We start from the raw sequence: 23,154 nt of genomic DNA, 5'->3' as shown, positions 1-23,154 counted from the left end.
CCAAAAAAGAAGCTTTCATGTATTATTTTTGATAGGATTAGGCTTCGTAAAACTTTTCGTTGAAATTAACCAGAAAAAGCTCTTGGGTGGCACGGGTGATGGCTGTGTATAACCAGCGCATAAATTCAGTGTTCAGCATTTCATCGTTCATGTACCCTTGGTCTACAAAGACCAATGGCCATTGCCCACCTTGTGCTTTATGGCAAGTTATGGCATAGGCAAATTTAATCTGTAGTGCATTGTAATAGGGATCCTTTTTGATGGAATCCATTCTGTCTTTTTTTGCTGGAATATCCTGGTAATCCTCCGCGATACTGTTATATAGTTTTTGTTGTTGCTCGTAGGGCAAGCTGGGTGAGTCAACATAGAGGCTGTCCAATAAGACCCGACATCGGATGGCATCTCCCTCGTTATTGTCCATAAACTCAAGGTATAGGTCAGCAAACCTAAAACCATGCATTTCATGTACATTACTTACTTTCTTGATGACTGCCATGTCACCATTGGCAATGAAACCAGTGTTTTTCTCATCGTTGTCCTGCAACCAATAATAATTGTTCTTAACCACCATCACGATATCACCACCTGTAATTTCCTCATCCCTAAACAAGATCTGATTTCGAATATGCTGATTGTAAAGGTTGGCTGATTTATTAGATCGACAAATAACCATCGCGTTTTCGATACCAAATTTGTCATAAGCATAATGCAAACCTTCTATCAGCCGTTCTCCATTCATCCGAAAGATATCTTTGAAGGCTTTGGTGACAAATTGGGGATAGCTGTATTCTACAAATTCTTCGTCTAAGCGGATCTCGTTCCTGATTTTGGTAGCATTGTATAGAATTCCAGAGTTTTTGTTCTGACGGACCACATCGGTCATTTCATAATTGAATATCTGAAGACCAAACTCTGCATTCATATATTCAGGATCCAATGCAGGGCTTTGTTCCAAACCCACGGGCGGCAACTGTGCTGTATCGCCAACCAGCATCAAGCAGCAATTCTCACCCGATTGTACAAATTCGATCAGATCATGTAATAAGCCATTGGAAAACATACTATGGCCCTCGTTACTGATCATGGATGCTTCGTCCACAATAAAAAGGGTGTTTTCATGGATATTGTCCGCTAAACTGAATTGCATATCCAAGGAAACGGCATTTTTCTTTCTGTAGATTTTCTTATGAATGGTCAGTGCATTCCTACCCGAGTAGGAGGACATCACCTTGGCAGCTCGACCGGTTGGTGCCAATAATACCGATCTCTTCTGGAATTTTCCTAGGGTTTTTACCAAAGCACTGATGATGCTGGTCTTACCCGTACCTGCATAACCTTTTAGGATAAAGCATGATTCCTGGGAAAAGGTATGCAAGAATTCCCCTAAAATGGAAAATACCTGTTCCTGTTGCGGGGTAGCTTGGTGTGAAAACTGTTGTAAAAGGCTGTTTTTTATCTGCACAACCCAAAGTTATCCAAAAGGTTGGTCAATCCAATTTTAAAAACTAATTTTGTGTTTATACCATCTGCAAAGAATGAATTATACTTCAAAACAATTTCATATTCATTATATAACGCAATACACCCTGATCGTTAAAGCAAATTATCAATATGATAAACTCTATGTTTTAGATCAAGACAATCAACTTTTGGTGTACATGAACTTTGAAAGCCATAATCCTTCTGAGGAGGCCCTCAAATTATTGAGCTTACCTTTTCAGCATGTTTATGTCAGTATCCCAAGCCATAATCTGACTTTTGTCCCTGATGATCTTTATCAGGAGGTCGATCTAGAGAAATATCAGGAATTTATGGAGAATCCTGCTCAGGAAATGAACAGCACTTCTATCGATTTCTTACAAATCAAGGCTTTTTACCAATCAGATGTGCTATTGCAACACCGTTGGAAAACTCTTTTTCCAGAGGCTAAATTTGTTCCTGAGTTTAAGCTCAACCTGATTCAAGCTAGACCATTCATTCCTTTAAAAGGACATGTATTAGGTGTAGTTTTTGATGATAACTCCACTGATATTTACCTGTTTATCAATGGTCAGTTTAAGTTCTACAATACTTTTGAAATTGTTAGCGATGATGACCTAAGTTATTTTATCTTAAACATCTTCGAAAACTTTGCTATTGATGGAAAGGTGAATAAAGTCTTGTACTCGGCAATCAATGCAGATCAATCCTTTATCCAGAAACTGAGAACCTACTCTGACGAGCTGATTGAAATTTCGGCAAGTAAACCGGCAGTTTCCTTAGATGACGAATCGGAAGATTATAACAGAAGTTATTTAATAGATTTACCTACATGCGAATAATTGGAGGAAAGGCTGCTGGATTGAGGCTTAACCCTCCCCAGAACCTGCCTGTAAGACCGACCACAGATATTGCTAAAGAAGCCCTGTTCAATATCTTGAACAATCGCATCGATTTTGATGGACTGGAGTGCTTAGATTTATTTGCTGGAACAGGAAATATATCTTTTGAGTTGGCATCGCGTGGGGTCAATAAAGTAAATGCTGTAGACTTGCATGGAAAATGTGTTCTATATATTACGGAGACTGCAAAAAAATTGGATCTTTCCCAAATTAAAGCGAGAAAGGCCGATGTTTTTAAGTTTATCAAATCGGATAAGGAAAGCTACGACTTGATTTTTGCCGATCCTCCTTATGATTTAGGGCAATTGCCAATGTTGGCTTCCATGGTTCTTGAAAATAACCTGTTAAATGAGGGTGGGCTTCTAATAGTCGAACATCCTAGTAACCGCAAAATGATCGATCACCCCAATTTTGTCGAAACCCGACAATATGGAAATTCCTCATTTAGCTTTTATTCTAAATAATTATGAAAATAGCTGTCTTTCCGGGATCTTTTGATCCTTTCACCATTGCTCATCAAGATTTGATCAAAAGGGCCTTACCTCTTTTTGATAAAATATACATTGCTATTGGCGTTAATAGCTCAAAAGTAGGGATGATGGATGTGGAAAGCCGTAAATCTTCCATTTCTGAGCTTTACAAGGATAATGAACAAGTGGAAGTTGGATTCTATAATGGATTGACTGTCGATTACTGTGAGTCTATTGGAGCTGATTTTATTTTAAGGGGACTGCGCAATGGAACCGACCTGGATTATGAAAATATCATTGCACAGAACAATCTTTTATTAGCCCCTCAGATCGAAACTTACTTCTTGGTAAGCAGGAGCGGAGAGGCTCATATTTCTTCTACTATCGTTCGTGATATCTGGAAAAACAATGGCGACATCAGTCATCTTGTCCCTGCTGTAATCCTACAGTATATCAAGCGATTAAATTAGGTTGATCCTAACTTTTTGACCCTTGATCTTACCGTTTGTTCCGTTTTTGACAACCTTATTGGCTACGTCCGAACGAATAGCGACATAAGAATCATGTGGTTTCACCACGATCAAGCCTAGATCATCCTTAGAGATCTCGGGTAAGTTCAGGATATAACCCACGATATCAATCTTGTTGACCTTCTGTTTCTTTCCGGCATTGATCCTTACGGTCTTAAATTCGGGTTCTTCAGGGATAGGATAGAAGCCATCCAGTTCTAGGGTCTCTGCACCCTCTAAATAATGGGCAGCGCGATCCTCATCGGTCAAGATACCATATACATAGCCTTTTTGTCCATTCCTTCCGGCACGTCCATTTCTATGGATAAATTCATCCTCCTTATAAGGGAATTGATAATGGACCACATGGTTCATTTCAGGGATATCCAATCCTCTAGCTGCCAAATCTGTGGTTACCAAAATATTCTGGCTACCGTTCTTGATTTTGATGATGGTCAATTCACGGATAAATTGTTCCAGGCCACCATGGTAAGGAATGCTCTCGATTCCTTTTCCTTCTAAAATCTCGGATATGTTGTCTACAGCCTCCCTATGGTTACAGAAGACCAAAACCCGTTCATCACCGATCTTACATAATAATTTGAACAAAGACTCTAGCTTTAATTTAGAACTGCTCATAACCTTGTAGTAGGTCAGGTCAGGCCTTAAACCATGGTTGTCAACATAATCTAATTTGATAGGCTCATTCAGTTCCAAAAAGGCCGGGATCTCGGCCATATCGGTGGCGGAAGTCAAGATCTTATGCTTCACATCTCTACAAGCCCTGACGATATAACTTAATTGGTCTTGGAAACCTAATTCCAATGATTTATCAAATTCATCCAATACCAGCGTATGGCAACCTTCCAATAATGTTGGAACCCGATCGATATGATAGATGATCCTTCCGGGTGTACCGATGATCAGGGCAGGTTCTTGTTTTAATTTATCTTTTTCCAGCTGGCTGTTATTGCCACCGTATAATAAAGCAACATTGATAGCACTGTTCATTTGCTTAATGACCGATTCGATCTGTAAGGCCAGTTCGCGAGTAGGGACCACGATCATGGCTTTGGTACCCTTGCTGATGTTGTCGCCCAATAATTTGAACAATAACAAGCTAAATGCTAGTGTTTTACCGGATCCGGTAGGTGATAACAAGACAAGGTCGCGGGTATTGCTGAACTCTTTCAGTACCTCTTCCTGCATAGGATTTAGCGCTTCAATGTTCAGATTTTTCAGATAGGTGTTCAAATGTTGCATGGACAAAATTATCATTAATGATCGGTATTTAGGCTTTCCAAGGCAAATTGAACAAAAAAATAATTGATTTTGATTTTTGGCACAGGTTTTGAGTATAAGATAGTATTCATAATTTAGGTTAATAATTGGTTAGTTAAGGATTGAAATCTCCCCGATTTCAATCCTTTTTTCTTTAAGACTAATTTGACTTTATTCGAGACATATTCCGAAAATTTGTAATATGGATAAAATTCTAGCAAATCCATTCCCGAATAAGTCCCGACTATGCCTCGAATCAGGTTAAGATTTAGGCTACTTCCGTGACAGTATTTTATCCTAAAATAATTCTGCTCTAAAATAATTCTGCCCTTCTAGGGCAGTAAGCTCATCGAGCGTCATCTCGACTCCGCTCTATAACCATCGAGACCCGGCACAGGATTATTGAACCAGGATGGATGGGATGGGAGGAAGGACCAAGATCAATTTACCAACAGAAAGGTATCCAATTTTCGTAGGGGCGAATTGAATTCGCCCGCAACATGCATTTGAACCAGGATGTTCGGGATGGGAGGATGGACCAAGATCACACCGACGGTCGAGTATCTCGGCTCCGCTAACCATCGAGATGCCAACAATTCTTCGTTACTTTTGAAGCGCAAAAGTACCAAACCGACGAAGGAGCTCACGGATACCAAAAAAACAACTCGAATCCGTAAACGCTTCGGCCCATTTAAGGTGGCTTTTCGCACTGGCTCCCGCTCATGGATGGAATGCCTTGTTGTCGGGAATATCTTTCAATAGATCATCCCTTTTGATGGGATGATCTATTGAAAGCATTCCAAGGCCAATCCCATCGCGCAGGGCATCGGCATTCTATCCATTTTTCCGCCAAGGAAATGAGCCGGGGGCTAAAGGACTTCCTTCGGAAGGATGCTGATTGCATGGATAGGCAACCCCCAGTGGGGGTGGAATCTTTGTAGAGAATCAAACCGCTTGACGGATAACCCACAGCGTGGGTGAAATATTTTTCTAAAAATCCCTCTCTGGAATATCCAATTCTGAACGATGAGTGAAGAATCTGTACGACAATGTCCACTACATATTGTCATTCTGTACCGGAGGTACAGGAACTGTACGCCAATGCAATCTTTGTTTGTATGGTCCGAGAACCTTCCTGCGTCAGGTTGAAACTAAAAAGAAACAAAGAAAATGTTTGCCATCTCGACGGTTATCGAAGCCTAGATGCCGCTCAATGATCGGTGGTTGCCATCTCGACGGTTATCGAGCGAAGCCGAGATGCCGCTCGATGGTCGGTGGTTGCCATCTCGACGGTTATCGAGCGAAGCCGAGATGCCGCTCGATGGTCATCTCGTTGTCCATATTCAATATTATGGATTGATGTTTCCCTTTCCTTGTTAGATCTGAATAGCAATAATGTTTTATTGAATTATGATAAAATAATGAGAATTGTTCTTGGTTTATTTAAAGGAAAGAGCTTAAATTTAAAATAAAATATTTTTAAATAATCGCTGCTTAGATAGCTAAAATAGGGGATTATTTAGAAAATCTGTTTTGGCATTGCGCTAATTGTGCATAAAAGGCATTCCTTTTGCTTAACAGTAGCGTAACATTATAAGAATACAAATAAAATCAAGCGTTATGATTAAAAGAATTAGCGTACCACTACTGTTGGTGTCAGCCTTGTTTATCACTTCATGTGGAGTAAGCAAGAAGACCCACCGAGCTTTAGAAGCTCAATATAAGGAACTGGGTGATAAATATAATCAGAGTCAGTTAGACCTTGCAGAAAGTAAAACCAGAGTGAAGAGCTTAGAGGAGCAACTTGAGCAAGAACGCAAAAACAATGCGGGCTTAAGAGAGGCCTTAGCTAAATTACAAAGAACATTGGACAATAGTATTAACCAAAATACCCAAGGGAATGTCAATATTTCCAAATTGGTTGATGAAATCAATGCTTCCAACAAATACATTCAACATTTAGTAAACACCAAGCAAAAAAGTGATTCACTTAATATGGTGTTGACAAACAACTTGACACGTTCTTTGAGTCGTGAAGAAATGAACGACGTGGATGTTCAAGTATTAAAAGGTGTGGTTTATATTTCATTGTCTGATAATATGCTATATAAATCAGGAAGCTATGAAATCTCAGACCGTGCTGGTGAAACCTTGTCGAAAATCGCCAAGATCATCCAAGATTACAAAGATTATGATGTGCTGATTGAAGGTAATACCGATACAGACCCAATCTCAAAACCTAACATCCGTAATAACTGGGATTTAAGTACGTTGAGAGCATCATCCGTCGTTCAAGCTTTACAGAACACTTATGGAGTTGATCCTAAGCGCTTGACTGCAGGTGGACGAGGTGAATATAACCCTGTTGCCAGCAATGCCAGTGCAGACGGTAAATCTAAAAACCGTAGGACACAAATTATCATTACCCCTAAACTGGATCAGTTTATGGAGTTGATCGATAAGGCTCCTGAAACCGAAAATTCAGAAGTTCCGGTGGATACAACATCGTTCTAATAAAAACCAAAAGGGAGTCTAAAATGACTCCTTTTTGGTTTTTAGACATAAGATAATAGACACAAGACATAAGGCTGTTCTTGTGTTTTTTTTGAACCAGGATGCCCTTCGACGCCGCTCAGGGTACGGGATGAGAGGATGGACCAAGATCTGGGAAGGAACCAGGATTAATGGGATGAGAGGATGTACCAAGATTTGGGAAGGAACCAGGATGCCCTTCGACGCCGCTCAGGGTACGGGATAAGAGGATAGACCAAGATCTGGGATTGAACCAGGAATAAAGGGATTAAGGGAATTTTTTTTATTTTGATTCTGAACGATTAGTGAAGAATCTGTACGGCAATGTCCACTACATTTTGTCATTCTGCACCGAAGGTGCAGGACCTGTACGCCAATACAATCTTTTTTATATTCTAATTATCTATAGTTCCGAGATGTTTCGTACCTCAACATGACAGGCATGTGGACAATAAAAGGCATAGTTCCGAGATTTTTCGTACCTCAACATGACAGTCTTGGGGACAATAAAAGGCCTGGTTCCGAGATGTTTCGTACCTCAACATGACAGTCTTGGGGACCATAAAAGGCATAGTTCCGAGATGTTTCGTATCTCAACATGACAGGCATGGGGACAATAAAAGGCATGGTTCCGAGTTTCGTGCCTCAACAAGCATGGGCGCATTAAAACAGTACCTTTACTTGTTTTTACGCTTTGACAGGTCTCATATCTCACATCTCACATCTAACAACTCCCTCTACCCAAACATCAACATCAGCGAGGATATAATCACCAAGGCCAGGATAACGATCTTAAATTCCTTTTCGGGAATGATTTTGACCAGTTTGATACCTATATAGCCACCTAGAAGGATAAAAGGAATGGCAAGGCAATTAAGGATGATTCCTTCCCAGGTCAGGTTTTTCCAGACAAAAAGCTGTAGGGGTATTTTGGAAAAATTCAGGATCATGATAAACCAAGCTCCAGTGGCCACTAAGGTTACTTTGTTGAGCTTTCGGGTCAGAAGGTAGATGGTGAGGGCTGGACCTGCGGCATTGCCAATCATGGTGGAGAAACCGACTAAGAGGCCAAAGGAGGGGGAATACCACCAATTGTCGGTGAAATCCTTTGCATCTTGACTTTTCTTGGCTTTGTTCGTGCCCCAGATCATCAATAAAACCGAGATAAAGATACAGGCACCCATAATAAACTTAAAGGTACCATCGTCGATATATTCACCTACAAAGAGACCGATAAATAGGCCTAACATGGAAAAGGGGAGCATGGACTTGATCTCGGACCAAATAAATTGCTTCCGATAATAGATCACAGCGAGCAGATCGGCCATGCAAAGGAGGATTAGAACGATTCCTGTAGAGAACTTGGCTCCGAAAAGAAGGGCAAACATAGGGATGGTAAAGGTCCCTACGTTCTGGATTCCTGTCTTGGAGACACCAATCAGCATGGCGCAGAAAAAATAAAGTATCCATGCGCCTGGTGAAGGAATCAGTTCTAAGGCATTATCCCACATGCTGTTTGTAAAGTGACTTTAGCTTATCGACATTCATGTTTTTATAGTTATCGATATAATCCAGGCAGACCGGAAGATCTTCTTTCTTATGGGAGCTAAGTACCCCAATCACATTCATATTAGCATTCAAACCCGCTGTTACGCCTGAAAAAGAGTCTTCGAAGACAAAGCAGTTTTGCGGATCCATGTTTAAGTTATTTGCCGATTTAAGGTATACTTCAGGATGAGGTTTGTGCAATTCCACATTTTCAGAACCTAAAGTAGACTGGAAGAAATTGCGGATATCCAATGTGTCCAGGATCAGGTCCATATTGGCAAGGGGGGCTGAAGTAGCTACTCCGAGCTTGATTTCGTTGTCTTTCAAGTTGCTTAAGAAATCTGGAAGATAAGGGATTGGCTTGGCTTCCAATTTATATATTTCCCTGAACAAACCTTCTTTTTCCTTTTCTAGGCTCAGCAATTCCTGTCCTGCAATCGGTCTTTTGAAGAAATGGGTAAATATATAACTGTTATGTTTGCCATACATATGTTTTTCAAATTCCTCATCAGAATAAGGGATTTGGTATTTGTCAAAAAATGCTTCAAAGGCTTTGGCGTGGTATGGATTAGTGTGGGCAATTACACCATCCATATCAAAGATGACGGCTAATTCTTTCATTGGGGCAAAAATACAAATATTATCTTTAAAACAGCTTTAATTCAGCTGTTTGCCTAATTTTCTTTGATTCTGTCGCCAAGCATGATATAAGCTTGGTCTATGAAATTATAGAATGCAGAGCCAGGGTTAGACCTTGGCTTGCCGCCGATTCCATGTCCTAAACGCACAATGATCAAGTCATCTTGCGGAATAGAAATTACATATTGGCCAAGGTGGCCGTCCATATAGAAATAATCTTTGTCCTTGTATTTGCCGATCCACCATCCATAACCATACTCAGGCGAAGCCGAAAAAGTATTAGTTACAGATTGTTTGATGTATGCCGAATCTAAGAGTTGGTTACCATTCCAATTTCCGTGGTTCATGTACAATTTACCGAATCGGGCAAAATCACGGGCATTGGATGCGACGCAGCAATAAGCCTTTTCAATTCCGTATTTTTTGCTGTCAACCTGCCAAAGAGCAGTGTGTTCTGCACCCATTGGCTTCCAGAAATATTGGGAAAGCAATTCCGATAAACTCTTTTTTGTAGCTCGCTGTAACGCTATTCCAAGTAATTGGGTGTCACCGCTTTTATAGATGAACTTTTGTCCTGGTTGGTTGTTGATAGGGAGCTGGTCTAATGTTCCAACAATATCTTTATCAAAATATAACCTAGTAGTGATAGAGAAGGGATCATAATAGCTTTCGTCCCATTTCATTCCAGAGCTCATGGAAACTAGGTCTACCATTTTAAGGGAGTCTGCATAGGGTCCGATCAGTTCTGGGACAAAATCTTTCACTTTCTGTTGCAAGCTCTTTACCTGACCGCTTTCAATTGTTTTTCCCAAGAGTGCAGCGACCATGCTTTTGGCCATGGAGAAAGAGTTGGAATGGGAGGAATCGGAATAACCGCCATAATACTCCTCAAACCAGATACTGTCTTGATGGATGATCATGTAGGCTACAGATTTCCACCGGTCATGTATGTTCTTGAGGCTATCGGTTATTTTTACGCTATTATATTCCTTGGAGATATTCCAGGGCTGAGGGGTTCCAGTTTCAATTTCATGGTTGTCAAAAAAACGATAATCATCGAGATAGGCTGTTTTATGGCCATGTAGGTAAGTGACGTAGACCCCTTTGAGCAGGAAGTCTTTTCCAGTGGCATATAAATACACAACAGCGATTAGGAGAACCGACACAAGGGCGATTCCTAACCATTTAAGGAGCTTCAAAATAATTTGCATACGACAGGTTTTGTACCGTATTAAAGTTATCAAGAAAAAAACACAAGTACAATTATTTCAGCTTTTTAGCTTCGTTCCAATAGACGTCCATTTCTTCTAGGGTCATCTCTTTTAAGACCTGTCCGTTTTCTGCAGCCTTGGTTTCGAGGTAAGTGAATCGGTGGATAAATTTCTTATTGGTTTTCTCCAGTGCATTTTCAGGATTGATACCAATATGACGGGCGTAATTGATCAGGGAGAAAAGGAGGTCGCCAAACTCTTCTTCTGCTTTTTCTGCATTGATGCTGCCATTTTTAAGGTCGAATTCGGCTTTGAATTCGGCAAGTTCTTCTTCGACTTTGTTCCATACTTCGGTTTTGTCTTCCCAATCAAAGCCAACACCACGGACTTTATCTTGGATTCGATAGGCTTTCACGAGAGCCGGAAGGCTTTGTGGTACACCTTGGAGCACCGATTTATTGCCTTCTTTCAGTTTGAGGGCTTCCCAGTTTTGTTTGACTTCTTCATCATCCTTTACTTCTGTGTCGGAATAGATATGGGGATGTCTACTGATCAATTTATCACAGACTGCATTCAGGACATCTACAATATCAAATCGGTTTTCTTCCGATGCAATTCGAGCATAGAATACCAGGTGCATCATAATATCGCCTAGTTCTTTTTTGATTTCTGGGTAATCCTTTTCAAGGATCGCATCGGTAAGTTCATACAGTTCTTCTATGGTCAGATGCCTTAAAGATTCCATGGTTTGTTTTCGGTCCCATGGGCATTCAACCCTTAAAGTGTTAAGGACTTCCAGTAATCTTTCAAAAGCTTCAGCGGGGTTGTTTTTTGCAAGAGGTGGAATATGAGCCATAGTGGAATGAGAATTTATATGATCATTTTGAAACAATAGCCAAAGTTATGTGTTTTTATAGAAACGTACATTAATAAAATAACATGGATAAAACATTTAAATATGCAACAATGACGGAGGCCTTAGATAATCTGTCGAAGAATGGGTATTCAATTGATTATAATGTTGAATTTGATAAACTATCCGATGAGGCTGCAGTTTATGAAATTGATGTGCTTTATCGGTATGAAGGCGAGTCAGATCCGGCAGATGAATCATCGGTCTATGGAATCCGGAACACTAAGACAGGGGAGAAGGGCGTGTTTGTTGCGGGCAATCTTTCGTTGATCGAAGGTAAGAAGAGAGATATAATTTTAGATTTGGAAATGAAATACAAGCAGCATCATCATTAAAATGAACTGTTGATTAACACAAAGCCTGGGATTTCCCGGGCTTTGTTTGTTTTATGTCCTTTTTAAATTCGGATTCTAAATGACATAATAACTTCCTTACATTTGTATAGTTAAAATTTATAACATGACCCTAGTTCAATTAGAATACATAATTGCCGTTGATACCTATAGAAGCTTTGTAGCTGCTGCTGAAAAATGTTTTGTCACCCAACCGACCTTGAGCATGCAGATCCAAAAATTAGAAGAATCATTAGGTGTCAAGATTTTTGATAGGAGTAGGCAGCCTGTTGTACCCACTGAGATTGGGGAAAAGATTATTGAGCAGGCTCGCACCGTATTGACCGAGAGCAAGAAGATCTCCGAGATCCTACAAGCAGAAAGAGGGGAATTGGCGGGGGATTTGAAAATAGGGGTCATTCCTACGGTTGCTCCTTATTTATTGCCCAATGTGATTTCGAACTTTATGAAGAAGTACAACAAATTGAAGTTGCAGATCTGGGAGTATACAACTGAGCAAATCATCCAGGAATTAAAGATCGGCACATTAGATTGTGGAATCCTTTCCACTCCATTGCATGATCCGAGCATTCAGGAAATTCCCTTATTTTACGAAACCTTTGTGGCTTATGTATCGGATAAGAGTTCCGTTTATGAGAAGAAGATTATCAATATCGAGGATATATCGAGTGAAAAGCTTTGGTTATTGAATGAAGGACATTGTATGCGTGGGCAGGTATTGAATATTTGTAATTACAAACATAATCAGTCCAAAGAGGGAACGTTTGATTATAATACGGGAAGTGTGGAAACCTTGAAACGGATGGTTGACCTCAATGGAGGATTGACGATCCTGCCGGAGATGAGCATTTCCAATTATGACGAAGATCAATTGGCGCATGTGCGTTATTTCCGTAATCCTGAACCGGTCAGGGAGATCAGTTTGGTGACTCCACAGAACTATGTCAAGAAACATGCAATCAATATGTTGAAGAATGAGATCCTGAATATTGTTCCGGAAAAATTCAAGACAAAACGTAAAAAAGAAGTAATGGGCTTTTCAATATAAAAGCCCAATTTTTTTTATTGTTTCATGGCGAGCAGTTTGCTCACATATTTACCAAGAATATCAAATTCTAGATTTACGGTAGAACCAAGCTCTATTGTTTTGAGATTGGTATGGTCCAGTGTATAAGGGATGATGGCTACAGAAAAGCTGTTCTTTCCAGAGTTCACGACAGTTAGGCTGATACCATTAACGGTAATTGATCCCTTTTCTACCGTGATGTTGTTCAAAGCAGCATCATATTCAAAAGTATACACGACACTTCCTTCCTGGGGATCTACTGCAGTACAGACGGCGGTTTGATCCACATGGCCTTGAACAATATGTCCATCTAAGCGTCCATCCACTTTAACACATCTTTCCAGATTCACGATATCCCCAACTTTGAGTTTTCCTAGATTGCTTTTTTCAAGCGTTTCATGGATGGCTGTAACTTGATGGGTATTTTCTTCGATACCGACTACAGTTAAACATACGCCATTGTGGGAAACACTTTGGTCAATTTTAAGGTCGGGGGAGATAGGTGATTCGATGAAATAATGGATATTGCTCTGTTCCAACTCAATTTTCTTAACCGTTCCTAAAGTTTCTATAATGCCTGTAAACATATTTTTGAATGTTTTTTTCAAATATAATATAAACAATTTTCTTCCTAAACGGGCAGGGTATAAAAATTATTTTAAAAAAGATTTGCAAATGTGTAAAATGTACACTATCTTTGTGGTATCATAATTTAGGTTTATAATTGGTTATTAAAGGTTTTCATTCTCCCCGTTTGAAAACCTTTATTTTTTTAATTTTATTCTTCTGATTTCCAACAAGTTAAATATTTTATACACAAGAATAGGACTTAAATCCATTAATAAATTTGGAATTTATATAAGTAAATCTCTATCTTTGTCTTAGGTTTAGGTTGATTACCTCATAAAAGAGGTTATTTTTTAAAGCTTGAGCAGTCGCCCGATTGACTCAAGCTTTATTTTTTTTTAGGCCCTTTCGAACCAAAAATTCCCACATATCTGTAGCTTGATTTTTCTCACGACGATAATTTAAATGATAGCAATATTTATTTAAAGTAGAATGCGCGCATATTATTTTATATAAGCGCGCATTCTTTTAATATTTATGCAAAAAAGTCGTTATAACGTCTATTTCTTAATCAACTTTAAATTTATCTTTTTTTGCTACAAAAGACAGGTATAAATACCCGCAAGTACCTGATATTAATGATCCTATGAGGACTGCGAATTTAGCTTCTTCAATAAATAGGGGATCCTTGAAGGAAAGCATAGAGATGAAAATAGACATAGTAAAACCGATACCGCCTAACATACCGACTCCGATCATGTGTTTCCAGCCGGCCATATCGGGAAGATTGGCCAATTTGGTTTTTACGCAGATCCAAGTGGTTAGGTAGATTCCGATGGTTTTTCCGAAGAATAGGCCTAGGATAATCCCTAATCCAAGCGGAGTCTGTAGTCCGTGTACCATTTCACTATGTATGCTAATGTTGGTGTTGACCAATGCAAAAAGAGGAATAATGATAAAATTTACTGGGTTTGCCAACGCATGTTCCAATTTTTCCAACGGGGATTCTGTTGCATCTGGGGTTGTAGGCAAGGTCATGGCAACCAATACCCCGGCAATGGTAGCATGGATTCCGGAGTGATGGATAAAGTACCAAATAAATAAGCCTGGAATAATATAAGCCCAGATGTTTTTTACACCAGTTCGATTGAAAACAACCAATAAGCCGGTGATGCCTGCTGCATACAACAGATAGGTATAATGTAATTCCGTAGAATAGAAGATGGCGATTACCAAAATAGCCAAGAGGTCATCCACAATGGCCAATGCGGCTAAGAATATTTTTAGACTGGGTGGAACTCTTTTATCCAAAAGGGAGATTATTGCCAATGCAAAGGCGATATCCGTTGCCATGGGTATTCCCCAACCGTGGTGTGAAGCTTGATCATGATTGAAAATGGTGTAGATTAAGGCAGGGACTATAGCTCCACCTACAGCTGCCAAAATAGGCAGGATTGCATTTTTTGGAGAGGACAGCTCGCCTTCCACCAATTCCCTTTTGATTTCAAGACCTACCAATAAGAAGAAAATGGCCATTAAGCCATCATCAATCCATTGCTTGATGCTATACCGTAACTGGATGGTTTCATTTTCGAAACCTAATTTAACTTGTAAAAGTTCATTGAAAGCGTTAGAAGCGGAGGTGTTTGCAATGATCAAGGAGATCACGACGCATAAAAAGAGTAGAATACCGCCGGATGTATTCGAGGAGAAAAACTTCTTGAATACCGACAGATTAATTTTGTCAGTCATTTGAATTCTGTTTGAATTTTATTACAGCGATGGTAAAGGTATAAAAAATTTAAAAGCCCTTCTTAAAATTAACTTTCAGAAGGGCTTTTAAAATGTATCTTTTTGGTTGCTAACTTTTGTATCGGAACCATTTAATAAGTTCTTTAAAGCTGGCTTTCTTACCGTACATCAAAATACCGATCCGATATATCCTTGCGGCAACCCAGGTCGTAAATATAAATCCAGCAACGAGCAGGATAAAGGATACGATGATCTGCCAAGTAGGGACCCCGAATGGAATCCTAACGAGCATGGCAATCGGCGAGGTTAATGGAATAAAGCTTAACCAAGTGGCAATTGGGCCATGGGGATTGTTGACCAAGACTCCAAAAGAAAGGATATAAGCCAATAACAATGGCGTGGTAATAGGCATGGTAAACTGGTTGGCCTCGGTTTCATTATCGACAGCTGAACCAACGGCAGCAAACAGCGCACTATAAAGCATGTATCCTCCAATAAAGAACAGGAAGAACGTAATCAATAATTCAGGGATATTGACAGCATCCATTGCCGTGCTGATTTCAGTGATAATGGAGTTATTGTCCATTTGCATTTCTGCCCCTTGCGGAGCGTTCTGCATCATTTCCTTTTGAAAATCAGATTTATCGATCAAGGTATTGGAAGCAATGCTGATCAGACCAAAGCTTAAAATGATCCAAAGTACAAATTGAGTGATGCCGACCAAACCAATGCCGATAATCTTTCCCATCATCAATTGGAAGGGTTTAACGGATGAGATGATGACTTCAATGATCCGGTTTGATTTCTCCTCAATAATACCACGCATGACTTGAGCGCCATATAAGAATAAGGATAGGTAGATCAGTACCGATAAGGCCATGGCAATTCCCATAGCGATTCGCGTATCGCTGTCTTTCGCTTCGCCTGAGGATGTTATTTCCTTGGCAGCAGTATTGATCTTGGTATCGATGCTTTTAATCTTGGAGGCATCTATATTCAGTTCCTTGTATTGATATTCCAGCAATATGTCTTCCAATTGGGATTCCACAGCGGCTTTAGTGCCAATATTCGGCTTGCCAGAAGAAAGGAATTCAATATGGTGTGATTGATAGAAGTCTTCTGGGATCATGAGGATATTGGTGTTTCCATCGAGGTCCTTGATTTCTTGGATCTGTTGGTTCAGCTCTTGGGTAGATTGGGTAAAAGTAATCTGTTCGGTATTCTTTAGCAGGACACCTACTTCTTTGCTGTTATCGACCACATAGATCAAAGCTTTGGAATCTTCAAAGCTCTTTTTTGTCAAAAAGAATACTCCAACGTACATGCCAATAAAAAACAGGGGCACCAGAAAAGTAGTGAGCAGGAAGGATTTTTTCTTAACCCTGCTTAAATATTCTCTTTGTATGATTAATAAAATCTTGTTCATATACTTTTCGGCAGTTAGTTGGTTACTTTATCAATAAAGATATCATGCATGGACGGGATGATCTCAAAGATCTGTTGGATTTCAATTTGCGGAATCAAATGGGTCAAAACATCGTTTAAAGATTTGTCTTGAGGAATTTGGATCGTTAGGGCATTATTGCCATTCGACTCATTTTCCATGATTTGCCATAAATTGTGATCGAGTTGGATCGCCGCTGTTTCAGGTTTCAAGCTATATTCGATCTTATAGGTTTGATTTCTATAATTATTTTTGATTTCCTTTACAGAACCTTCCAGGATAACCTTGGATTTGTTCAGTAGGGCAATATTATCACATAAGGCCTCTACAGACTCCATGCGGTGTGTAGAATAAATAATGGTAGCTCCCTTTTTGTTGAGTTCAAGGATTTCATCTTGGATAACCTGTGCATTGACAGGGTCAAATCCGGAGAAAGGTTCATCGAGGATAATCAAGTCGGGTTCATGTAGGACGGTTGCCACAAATTGTACTTTCTGTTGCATACCTTTGCTCAAATCTTCAACTTTTTTGTCCCACCAGCTTTCGATTTTCAGTTTTTCGAACCAATATTTGATCTTTTCCTTTGCGTCGTTTTTGCTAAGGCCTTTCAATTGGGCGAGGTAGATCATCTGATCACCGATCAGCATTTTCTTATAAAGTCCGCGTTCTTCAGGGAGGTAGCCAATTCTGCCGATGTGTGAAGAGTTCAACGGTTGTCCGTCGAACAGGATCTGTCCGGCATCAGGTGCTGTAATTTGATTTATGATACGGATAAGCGATGTTTTTCCGGCACCATTGGGTCCTAAAAGGCCAAAGATTTTTCCGCTAGGTACATGGATAGAGACATCGTCTAATGCTTTATGATTGGCATATTGCTTAACAATATTCTTAATTTCGAGCATATATATGGATTTGTTGATGAAATTATGAATTTTTCTTGAATTGAATGCGGTCTAGGTATTATTCTGATAAGAAATAAAAGCGTTTTTAATCGTACCTTTGCCTTATGAATATCAATCGAGCAGAATTCTTAACCAGTAATACAGATGTCAATAAGCTTCCTGAGGCAAATAAAGCGGAGTACGCCTTTATTGGCCGTTCGAATGTAGGGAAGTCTTCTTTGATCAATGCAATCACCCGTAGGAAGGGCTTGGCTAAAACTTCACAAAAACCGGGTAAAACCCAGTTGATCAACCATTTTATCATTAATGATGAGTGGTATCTGGTCGATTTACCAGGCTATGGATTTGCGCAGACTTCGAAGAAGAACCGTGCAACTTGGGAGAAATTCATCCGTGAATATTTGACTAAACGGGAAAATTTGCAATGTGTATTTGTCCTGATCGACAGTAGACATGAACCTCAGAAAATAGATCTAGATTTTTGTTATTGGTTAGGGGAGCAGGGTATTCCATTCTTTTTGTTATTCACGAAAGCGGATAAGCATTCCGGAGTGAAGGCGGACCAGAATATTGCCAAGTTCAGAAAGGCATTGAAAGTTTGGTTTGAGGAAGTGCCTCCACATATCTTGACTTCTTCAGAAACAAAATTAGGTTGTGAAGCAGTATTGCAGACCATAGGTGAAATCAATAATAACTTTGTTTCTCCACTTAGCTAGTTTATGAAAAAATATATGTCCTTGGTGCTTTTTGCACACAGTATATTTGCTCTTCCTTTTGCTATCATCGGTTTTTTCTTGGCTATACATACTACAGATTATCAATTTGAATGGAAGTTGTTTCTATTGATGTTGGTCTGTATGGTTACGGCAAGGAATGCTGCGATGGCATTTAACAGGTATTTGGATCGAGATATCGATGCATTGAATCCGCGGACTGCAGTTCGTGATATTCCGGCAGGTCGGATCAGTCCGAAGCAGGCCTTATTATTTACGATCATCAACTGTATCGTTTTTATGGTAGCCTGTTATTTTATCAACTTCATGTGTTTTGTGCTATCACCTGTGGCCTTATTCGTGATTCTGTTCTATTCCTATATGAAAAGAATATCTCCTTTATGTCATATTGTTTTGGGGATAGGATTGGGCTTGGCTCCAGTTGGTGCTTATTTAGCCGTTACAGGTGAATTCAATATCGTACCGATTTTTTATGGTTTGGCAGTATTGACATGGGTCAGTGGCTTTGACATTATTTATGCCTTGCAGGATGAGGAATTTGACAAAGCAAATGGCTTGAATTCAATTCCAGCGAATTTTGGAGGAAAGACAGCATTGAGGATTTCTGAAGTGCTTCATGTTCTGTCCTTTATATTTGTGCTTCTCCCGGTCTTATTCATGCCAGTCGGTATCTTATATTATATAGGTGTTGCATTTTATGCGGCATTATTAATTTATCAGCATCGAATCGTGAGTCCAACAGATTTAAGTAGAGTAGACCGTGCATTTATGACCACCAACGGGGTTGCCTCGGTAGTTTTTGCCGTGTTTTATTTACTGGATATTTGGGTTAATTGATAAATGATTGTACTCACTTTTTTGCCATTGGGGATAAAAAAGAATTTGCATTCCATTTTGAAATCGTTTTCTTTGCATCAAATCAAAGAATTTAAATGGCAAAAAATTTATTGATAGTCGAGTCACCCGCAAAGGCTAAAACAATAGAAGGATATTTAGGCAAAGATTTTTTAGTAAAATCCAGTTATGGTCACATCCGTGATTTGGTGAAAACCGATGATGCGATTGATACGGAAGACAATTTCAAACAGAAGTATGAAGTTCCGTCGGATAAAAAAGCTTTGGTCAGTGAGTTAAAGAAGTTGGCGAAATCTGCAGAGACAGTATGGTTAGCGTCCGATGAGGACCGTGAGGGGGAAGCCATTTCCTGGCACTTATTCGAGACCTTGGGTTTGAAGGACGATAAAACTAAGCGTATCGTTTTCCATGAGATTACCAAGCCGGCCATTTTAAAAGCGATAGAGTCACCAAGAAAGATAGATTTTAACCTGGTTAATGCACAGCAAGCACGCCGCGTATTGGATAGGTTAGTAGGTTTTGAATTGTCTCCGGTTTTATGGAGAAAGGTAAAGCCATCACTTTCAGCGGGTAGGGTTCAATCTGTAGCGGTTCGATTAATTGTTGAGCGCGAAAGAGATATCAATAAATTTAATGCAGAAGCGGCATTTAAGGTAGTTGCCATTTTTAATACCGGCAATGCTAAAGACCGTTTCAAAGCGGAATTGCCGCAAAGGTTTTCAACCGTTGAGGAAGCGAATCAGTTCCTGAACGATTGTGCAAAGGCTGCATTCCAAATCAAGAGTTTAGAAACCAAACCATCTAAACGTACTCCATCAGCACCTTTTACGACTTCGACCTTGCAACAAGAGGCAAGTAGAAAGTTAGGTTTTTCAGTTGCCCGGACCATGCAGGTTGCTCAACGTCTATATGAGGCTGGACGTATTACCTATATGCGTACCGACTCGGTAAACTTATCTGACACAGCATTACAAGGCGCACAGGCAGAGATTATCAATGCCTATGGAGAGAAATACCATAAATTACGCCAATACCGTACAAAGAGTGCCGGGGCACAAGAGGCTCACGAAGCTATTCGTCCTACGTACTTCAATGATCATACGATTGATGGCGATAATTCGGAAAAAAGATTATATGAGCTGATCTGGAAGCGTTCAATCGCATCACAGATGAGTGAGGCTGAATTTGAAAAAACTACCGCTAAGATCTCGATTTCTACTAGGTCAGAAGATTTAGTGGCAACAGGAGAGATCATGAAATTTGATGGTTTCTTGAAAGTATATTTTGAATCTTCAGATGATGACAATGATGAAATCGATCTGGATAATTCAGACAATGCCATCCTTCCACCACTAAGTAAAGGGCAAGAGCTGAATCTAGAGATCATGCATGCGACGGAAAGGTTTTCGAGACCACCGGCAAGGTTTACAGAAGCTTCATTGGTTAAGAAATTGGAAGAATTGGGTATCGGTCGTCCTTCGACGTATGCACCTACTATTTCGACCATTCAAAACCGTGGATATGTTGTCAAAGAAGACCGTGATGGAAAGGAAAGAGCTTATAAAGTACTTACCTTAAATGGCGGACAGGTGACTTCACAGACTAAAACTGAAATAACCGGAGCGGAGCGCAATAAGATGTTCCCCACAGACATCGGTGTTTTGGTGAATGATTTCTTGGTACAACATTTCAAAGGAATCGTGGATTATCATTTTACTGCTAAGGTAGAAAAGGAATTTGACGAGATTGCACAGGGCTTCAAAGAATGGACTGATATGCTTTCCAATTTCTATGGGCCATTCCATTCGGAAGTACAAAATACATTAGATAATGCTGATCGTGCTACGCATGAACGTGAATTAGGAGTAGATCCTGTAACAGGAAAGCCGATTTCGGTTCGTGTAGGTCGTTTTGGGCCATTGGTTCAGATTGGAACGGCAGATGATGAAGAAAAACCAGTATTTGCTTCCCTACGTAAAGGACAGATGATTGAGACCATTACTTTGGAAGAAGCATTGGAATTGTTCAAACTGCCTAAAAAAGTTGGAGAATTTGAAGGGAAAGAGATGACGGTAGCTATCGGTCGTTTTGGACCATATATTCGCCATAACAGCAGCTTCTATTCATTACCTAAAGGTTTGGATCCTTTGGATGTAGAGCAAGATCAAGCTATTCAGATCATTGAGGAGAAACGTCAGAAAGATAAAGATAAGATCATCAAGATTTTTGATGAAAATCCGGAAGCGAAGATTGAAAATGGCCGTTGGGGACCTTTTGTTCGTTTTGGAAAGCAAAACCTCAAAATCCCTAAAGGTGTTGAAGTTGAGAAGATCACTTATGCGGACGTACTGAAATGGGCTGAGGAAGATAGCAAATCGCCTTCGGCAAAAAAAGCCGCACGAGCAACGAAAGCGACTAAAACGACTACTAAAAAGACGACTACTAAAAAAGCTACGGCTAAAAAGAAATAGGATAAAATGAAGAAGGATCTACCTTTAAATATAGTTGAAGATATCTCAGTTGCCGTTGTTCTGGAAGCTGAATCTCCGACTACAAAGGTTTGGAATGTTTATTTGATCAATGAAAAAAATACTGCCATTCAAAATGTGCTAGTATCCTCTAAAGGGTATGGCATAAAGGATGGCAAGGATGTGAAAACGACCATTCTGAGGCATTTCATCGGTGACATGGATGCCAAGACTTCTCAAAAGATCGAAGCGATCGATCCGCAGGTTTTCGGGCTGACCAATGAATATTGGTTGAGTTATTATATGGACGGTACTATTTATGATAAGAAATACGTTTTCTTACCAGAGAGTATTGTTGATGAGAATCTGATTAAGATTCCATTGGTAAATAAACCCGGTGTAATGATTGGAGGAACCAACTAATGGTTATGAAGAATTTTGTAATTGCTATTGATGGTTTTTCATCATGCGGAAAGAGTACAGTGGCAAAGGCATTGGCGAAAGAATTGAATTTTGTTTTTATTGACAGTGGAGCAATGTACAGGGCAGTAACCTTGTATATTCAACAGAACCAAATCGATATCAACGATGAACAAGCCGTTTCCACTGCTTTAGAGAATATCCATATTGATTTTATACCTAATCCTGAAAAAACACAGATCTTATTGAATGGCACAGACGTATCAGACGCGATCAGAACGATGGAAGTATCGGAATATGTCTCTGAGGTAAGTGCATTGAAGGCTGTCCGTAAGGCTATGGTGAAGCAGCAGCAGGATTTGGGCATGAAGAGGAACATTGTGATGGATGGTCGAGATATAGGCACCACCGTTTTCCCGAATGCAGATCTCAAGATCTTTATGACGGCAAGCCCACAAGTGAGAGCCGAGCGTAGATTTGCAGAATTGTCTGCAAAAGGTGAGGTTTTGACGATGGAAGAAGTGAAAGAAAACCTATCGCATCGCGATCATATTGATAGCACAAGGGAGGAGAGCCCGTTGAGACAGGCAGAAGATGCAGTGGTGTTGGATAATTCAGAATTGAACCAAGTTGAGCAATTGAATTTCGTGATTCAATTGGTAAAAGATAGAATCGCATTGCCGCAATCCTAAGGGAAAGATATTAAAAGAAAAAGGCCTCAATTTGAGGCCTTTTCTATTATTTCATATTATCGATTTCTTGTTGTTGTTTCAACTGATCGATATTGTTTTTACTTCCAAAATCATCTGTTTTCTCTTGGAAGGAATTGAGGATCTCCAGAATAGCTTCAGAGTTATCAGCAGTTCGTTGATAGATATCAGGAATTTTGCTTTCGATAGTTTTATCACCTAACTCTATATTGTCAATTTCAACTTTTGCGATTTTTTCTAAAACAGCCTGTTGGCTATTTCTAATGTCCTCTAATTCTCTGGATATTTTCTCCATTAATTCGAATTTCTTTAATTTATCCATATATATTATTCATTAGTTTCTACTATTATAAACGCCAAAGATTGTAAATTGTTGTATATTTTTTATAAGTAACTGGT

The 23,154-nt window shown here is 39.7% G+C and carries 22 protein-coding genes; 11 read left to right on the top strand and 11 right to left on the bottom strand.

Annotated elements, in window-relative coordinates:
* Positions 1–37 precede the first annotated feature (37 nt).
* On the bottom strand, positions 38–1,462 hold the full coding sequence (locus tag ACK2WI_RS15915; protein WP_409151550.1) for an ATP-dependent RecD-like DNA helicase: 1,425 nt from the start codon (positions 1,460–1,462) through the stop codon (positions 38–40).
* A 73-nt stretch (positions 1,463–1,535) separates the two neighbouring features.
* Between ACK2WI_RS15915 and ACK2WI_RS15910 the strand changes: the two genes are divergently transcribed.
* From ACK2WI_RS15910 to coaD, 3 genes are read left to right on the top strand one after another with little or no spacing between them, the layout of a single operon-like run.
* The gene (locus ACK2WI_RS15910; RefSeq protein WP_093096642.1) at positions 1,536–2,321 is read left to right on the top strand and encodes a DUF3822 family protein; all 786 of its coding nucleotides are present in this window, start codon (positions 1,536–1,538) and stop codon (positions 2,319–2,321) included.
* Complete coding sequence (gene rsmD, locus ACK2WI_RS15905) at positions 2,312–2,845, top strand: 16S rRNA (guanine(966)-N(2))-methyltransferase RsmD (protein ID WP_093096639.1); 534 nt, start codon at positions 2,312–2,314, stop codon at positions 2,843–2,845. Before ACK2WI_RS15910 ends, rsmD begins: the two co-directional genes overlap by 10 nt.
* Before the next feature lie 2 nt (positions 2,846–2,847).
* Entirely contained in the window at positions 2,848–3,321 is a 474-nt protein-coding gene (gene coaD, locus ACK2WI_RS15900) for a pantetheine-phosphate adenylyltransferase (RefSeq protein WP_093096636.1), read from the top strand.
* On the opposite strand, the gene ACK2WI_RS15895 is transcribed toward coaD, so the two are convergent.
* Positions 3,313–4,623 carry a DEAD/DEAH box helicase gene (locus tag ACK2WI_RS15895; protein ID WP_409151549.1) on the bottom strand — a complete coding sequence of 437 codons (1,311 nt, stop codon included), beginning with the start codon at positions 4,621–4,623 and terminating at the stop codon, positions 3,313–3,315. The two genes, coaD and ACK2WI_RS15895, sit on opposite strands and share 9 nt — an antisense overlap.
* A gap of 1,638 nt (positions 4,624–6,261) precedes the next feature.
* Here ACK2WI_RS15895 and ACK2WI_RS15890 point away from each other — a divergent pair.
* Entirely contained in the window at positions 6,262–7,155 is an 894-nt protein-coding gene (locus tag ACK2WI_RS15890; protein WP_409151548.1) for an OmpA family protein, read from the top strand.
* 755 nt (positions 7,156–7,910) lie between these two features.
* On the opposite strand, the gene ACK2WI_RS15885 is transcribed toward ACK2WI_RS15890, so the two are convergent.
* The 4 genes from ACK2WI_RS15885 to mazG are packed head-to-tail and all read right to left on the bottom strand — an operon-like array spanning position 7,911 to position 11,427.
* Positions 7,911–8,684, bottom strand: a complete 774-nt coding sequence (locus tag ACK2WI_RS15885) for a sulfite exporter TauE/SafE family protein (RefSeq protein ID WP_093096619.1) — start codon at positions 8,682–8,684, stop codon at positions 7,911–7,913.
* Positions 8,674–9,342, bottom strand: a complete 669-nt coding sequence (locus ACK2WI_RS15880; protein WP_409151547.1) for an HAD family hydrolase — start codon at positions 9,340–9,342, stop codon at positions 8,674–8,676. The genes ACK2WI_RS15885 and ACK2WI_RS15880 overlap by 11 nt, the downstream gene beginning before the upstream one ends.
* A 53-nt stretch (positions 9,343–9,395) precedes the next feature.
* Positions 9,396–10,571 carry a serine hydrolase domain-containing protein gene (locus tag ACK2WI_RS15875; RefSeq protein WP_409151546.1) on the bottom strand — a complete coding sequence of 392 codons (1,176 nt, stop codon included), beginning with the start codon at positions 10,569–10,571 and terminating at the stop codon, positions 9,396–9,398.
* Positions 10,572–10,623: 52 nt separating this feature from the next.
* A complete protein-coding gene (gene mazG / locus ACK2WI_RS15870) occupies positions 10,624–11,427 on the bottom strand; it encodes a nucleoside triphosphate pyrophosphohydrolase (RefSeq protein WP_409151545.1) in 804 nt (267 codons plus the stop codon).
* Between the two features lie 83 nt (positions 11,428–11,510).
* Between mazG and ACK2WI_RS15865 the strand changes: the two genes are divergently transcribed.
* Positions 11,511–11,819 (top strand): hypothetical protein, encoded by a 309-nt coding sequence (locus ACK2WI_RS15865; RefSeq protein ID WP_093096607.1) that lies wholly within the window; start codon positions 11,511–11,513, stop codon positions 11,817–11,819.
* A 124-nt stretch (positions 11,820–11,943) separates the two neighbouring features.
* Complete coding sequence (locus ACK2WI_RS15860; RefSeq protein WP_409151544.1) at positions 11,944–12,885, top strand: LysR substrate-binding domain-containing protein; 942 nt, start codon at positions 11,944–11,946, stop codon at positions 12,883–12,885.
* Positions 12,886–12,899: 14 nt separating this feature from the next.
* Here the strand turns inward: ACK2WI_RS15860 and ACK2WI_RS15855 are convergent, their stop codons facing one another.
* The 4 genes from ACK2WI_RS15855 to ACK2WI_RS15840 all read right to left on the bottom strand — a co-directional run bounded on the left by ACK2WI_RS15855 (position 12,900) and on the right by ACK2WI_RS15840 (position 17,568).
* Positions 12,900–13,490, bottom strand: a complete 591-nt coding sequence (locus ACK2WI_RS15855) for a riboflavin synthase (RefSeq protein WP_313368334.1) — start codon at positions 13,488–13,490, stop codon at positions 12,900–12,902.
* 547 nt (positions 13,491–14,037) lie between these two features.
* Entirely contained in the window at positions 14,038–15,222 is a 1,185-nt protein-coding gene (nhaA, locus tag ACK2WI_RS15850) for a Na+/H+ antiporter NhaA (RefSeq protein ID WP_093096598.1), read from the bottom strand.
* A gap of 109 nt (positions 15,223–15,331) precedes the next feature.
* Positions 15,332–16,648 (bottom strand): ABC transporter permease, encoded by a 1,317-nt coding sequence (locus tag ACK2WI_RS15845; protein ID WP_093096595.1) that lies wholly within the window; start codon positions 16,646–16,648, stop codon positions 15,332–15,334.
* Between the two features lie 14 nt (positions 16,649–16,662).
* Positions 16,663–17,568 (bottom strand): ABC transporter ATP-binding protein, encoded by a 906-nt coding sequence (locus ACK2WI_RS15840; protein WP_312696160.1) that lies wholly within the window; start codon positions 17,566–17,568, stop codon positions 16,663–16,665.
* 104 nt (positions 17,569–17,672) lie between these two features.
* On the opposite strand from ACK2WI_RS15840, the gene yihA reads away from it, so the two are divergent.
* The 5 genes from yihA (at position 17,673) to cmk (ending at position 22,737) form a co-directional block, all read left to right on the top strand.
* Positions 17,673–18,284, top strand: coding sequence for a ribosome biogenesis GTP-binding protein YihA/YsxC (yihA, locus tag ACK2WI_RS15835; RefSeq protein WP_093096589.1), 612 nt, complete (start codon positions 17,673–17,675; stop codon positions 18,282–18,284).
* A gap of 3 nt (positions 18,285–18,287) precedes the next feature.
* Positions 18,288–19,139 (top strand): UbiA-like polyprenyltransferase, encoded by an 852-nt coding sequence (locus ACK2WI_RS15830; RefSeq protein ID WP_093096588.1) that lies wholly within the window; start codon positions 18,288–18,290, stop codon positions 19,137–19,139.
* Between the two features lie 95 nt (positions 19,140–19,234).
* Positions 19,235–21,628: a type I DNA topoisomerase gene (topA, locus tag ACK2WI_RS15825; RefSeq protein ID WP_093096585.1), complete on the top strand. Its 2,394-nt coding sequence runs from the start codon at positions 19,235–19,237 to the stop codon at positions 21,626–21,628.
* Positions 21,629–21,634: 6 nt separating this feature from the next.
* Entirely contained in the window at positions 21,635–22,048 is a 414-nt protein-coding gene (locus ACK2WI_RS15820; RefSeq protein ID WP_093096582.1) for a hypothetical protein, read from the top strand.
* The gene (gene cmk, locus ACK2WI_RS15815) at positions 22,048–22,737 is read left to right on the top strand and encodes a (d)CMP kinase (protein WP_312696161.1); all 690 of its coding nucleotides are present in this window, start codon (positions 22,048–22,050) and stop codon (positions 22,735–22,737) included. Before ACK2WI_RS15820 ends, cmk begins: the two co-directional genes overlap by 1 nt.
* Before the next feature lie 46 nt (positions 22,738–22,783).
* Here the strand turns inward: cmk and ACK2WI_RS15810 are convergent, their stop codons facing one another.
* Positions 22,784–23,077: a hypothetical protein gene (locus ACK2WI_RS15810; RefSeq protein WP_093096576.1), complete on the bottom strand. Its 294-nt coding sequence runs from the start codon at positions 23,075–23,077 to the stop codon at positions 22,784–22,786.
* Between the last annotated feature and the right edge of the window lie 77 nt (positions 23,078–23,154).

It is taken from the genome of Sphingobacterium sp. BS-2 (assembly GCF_046161205.1).
GTDB lineage: Bacteria > Bacteroidota > Bacteroidia > Sphingobacteriales > Sphingobacteriaceae > Sphingobacterium > Sphingobacterium mizutaii.
Note: the sequence above shows the minus strand (reverse complement) of the source record. Positions and strands in the feature narration are given on the sequence as shown.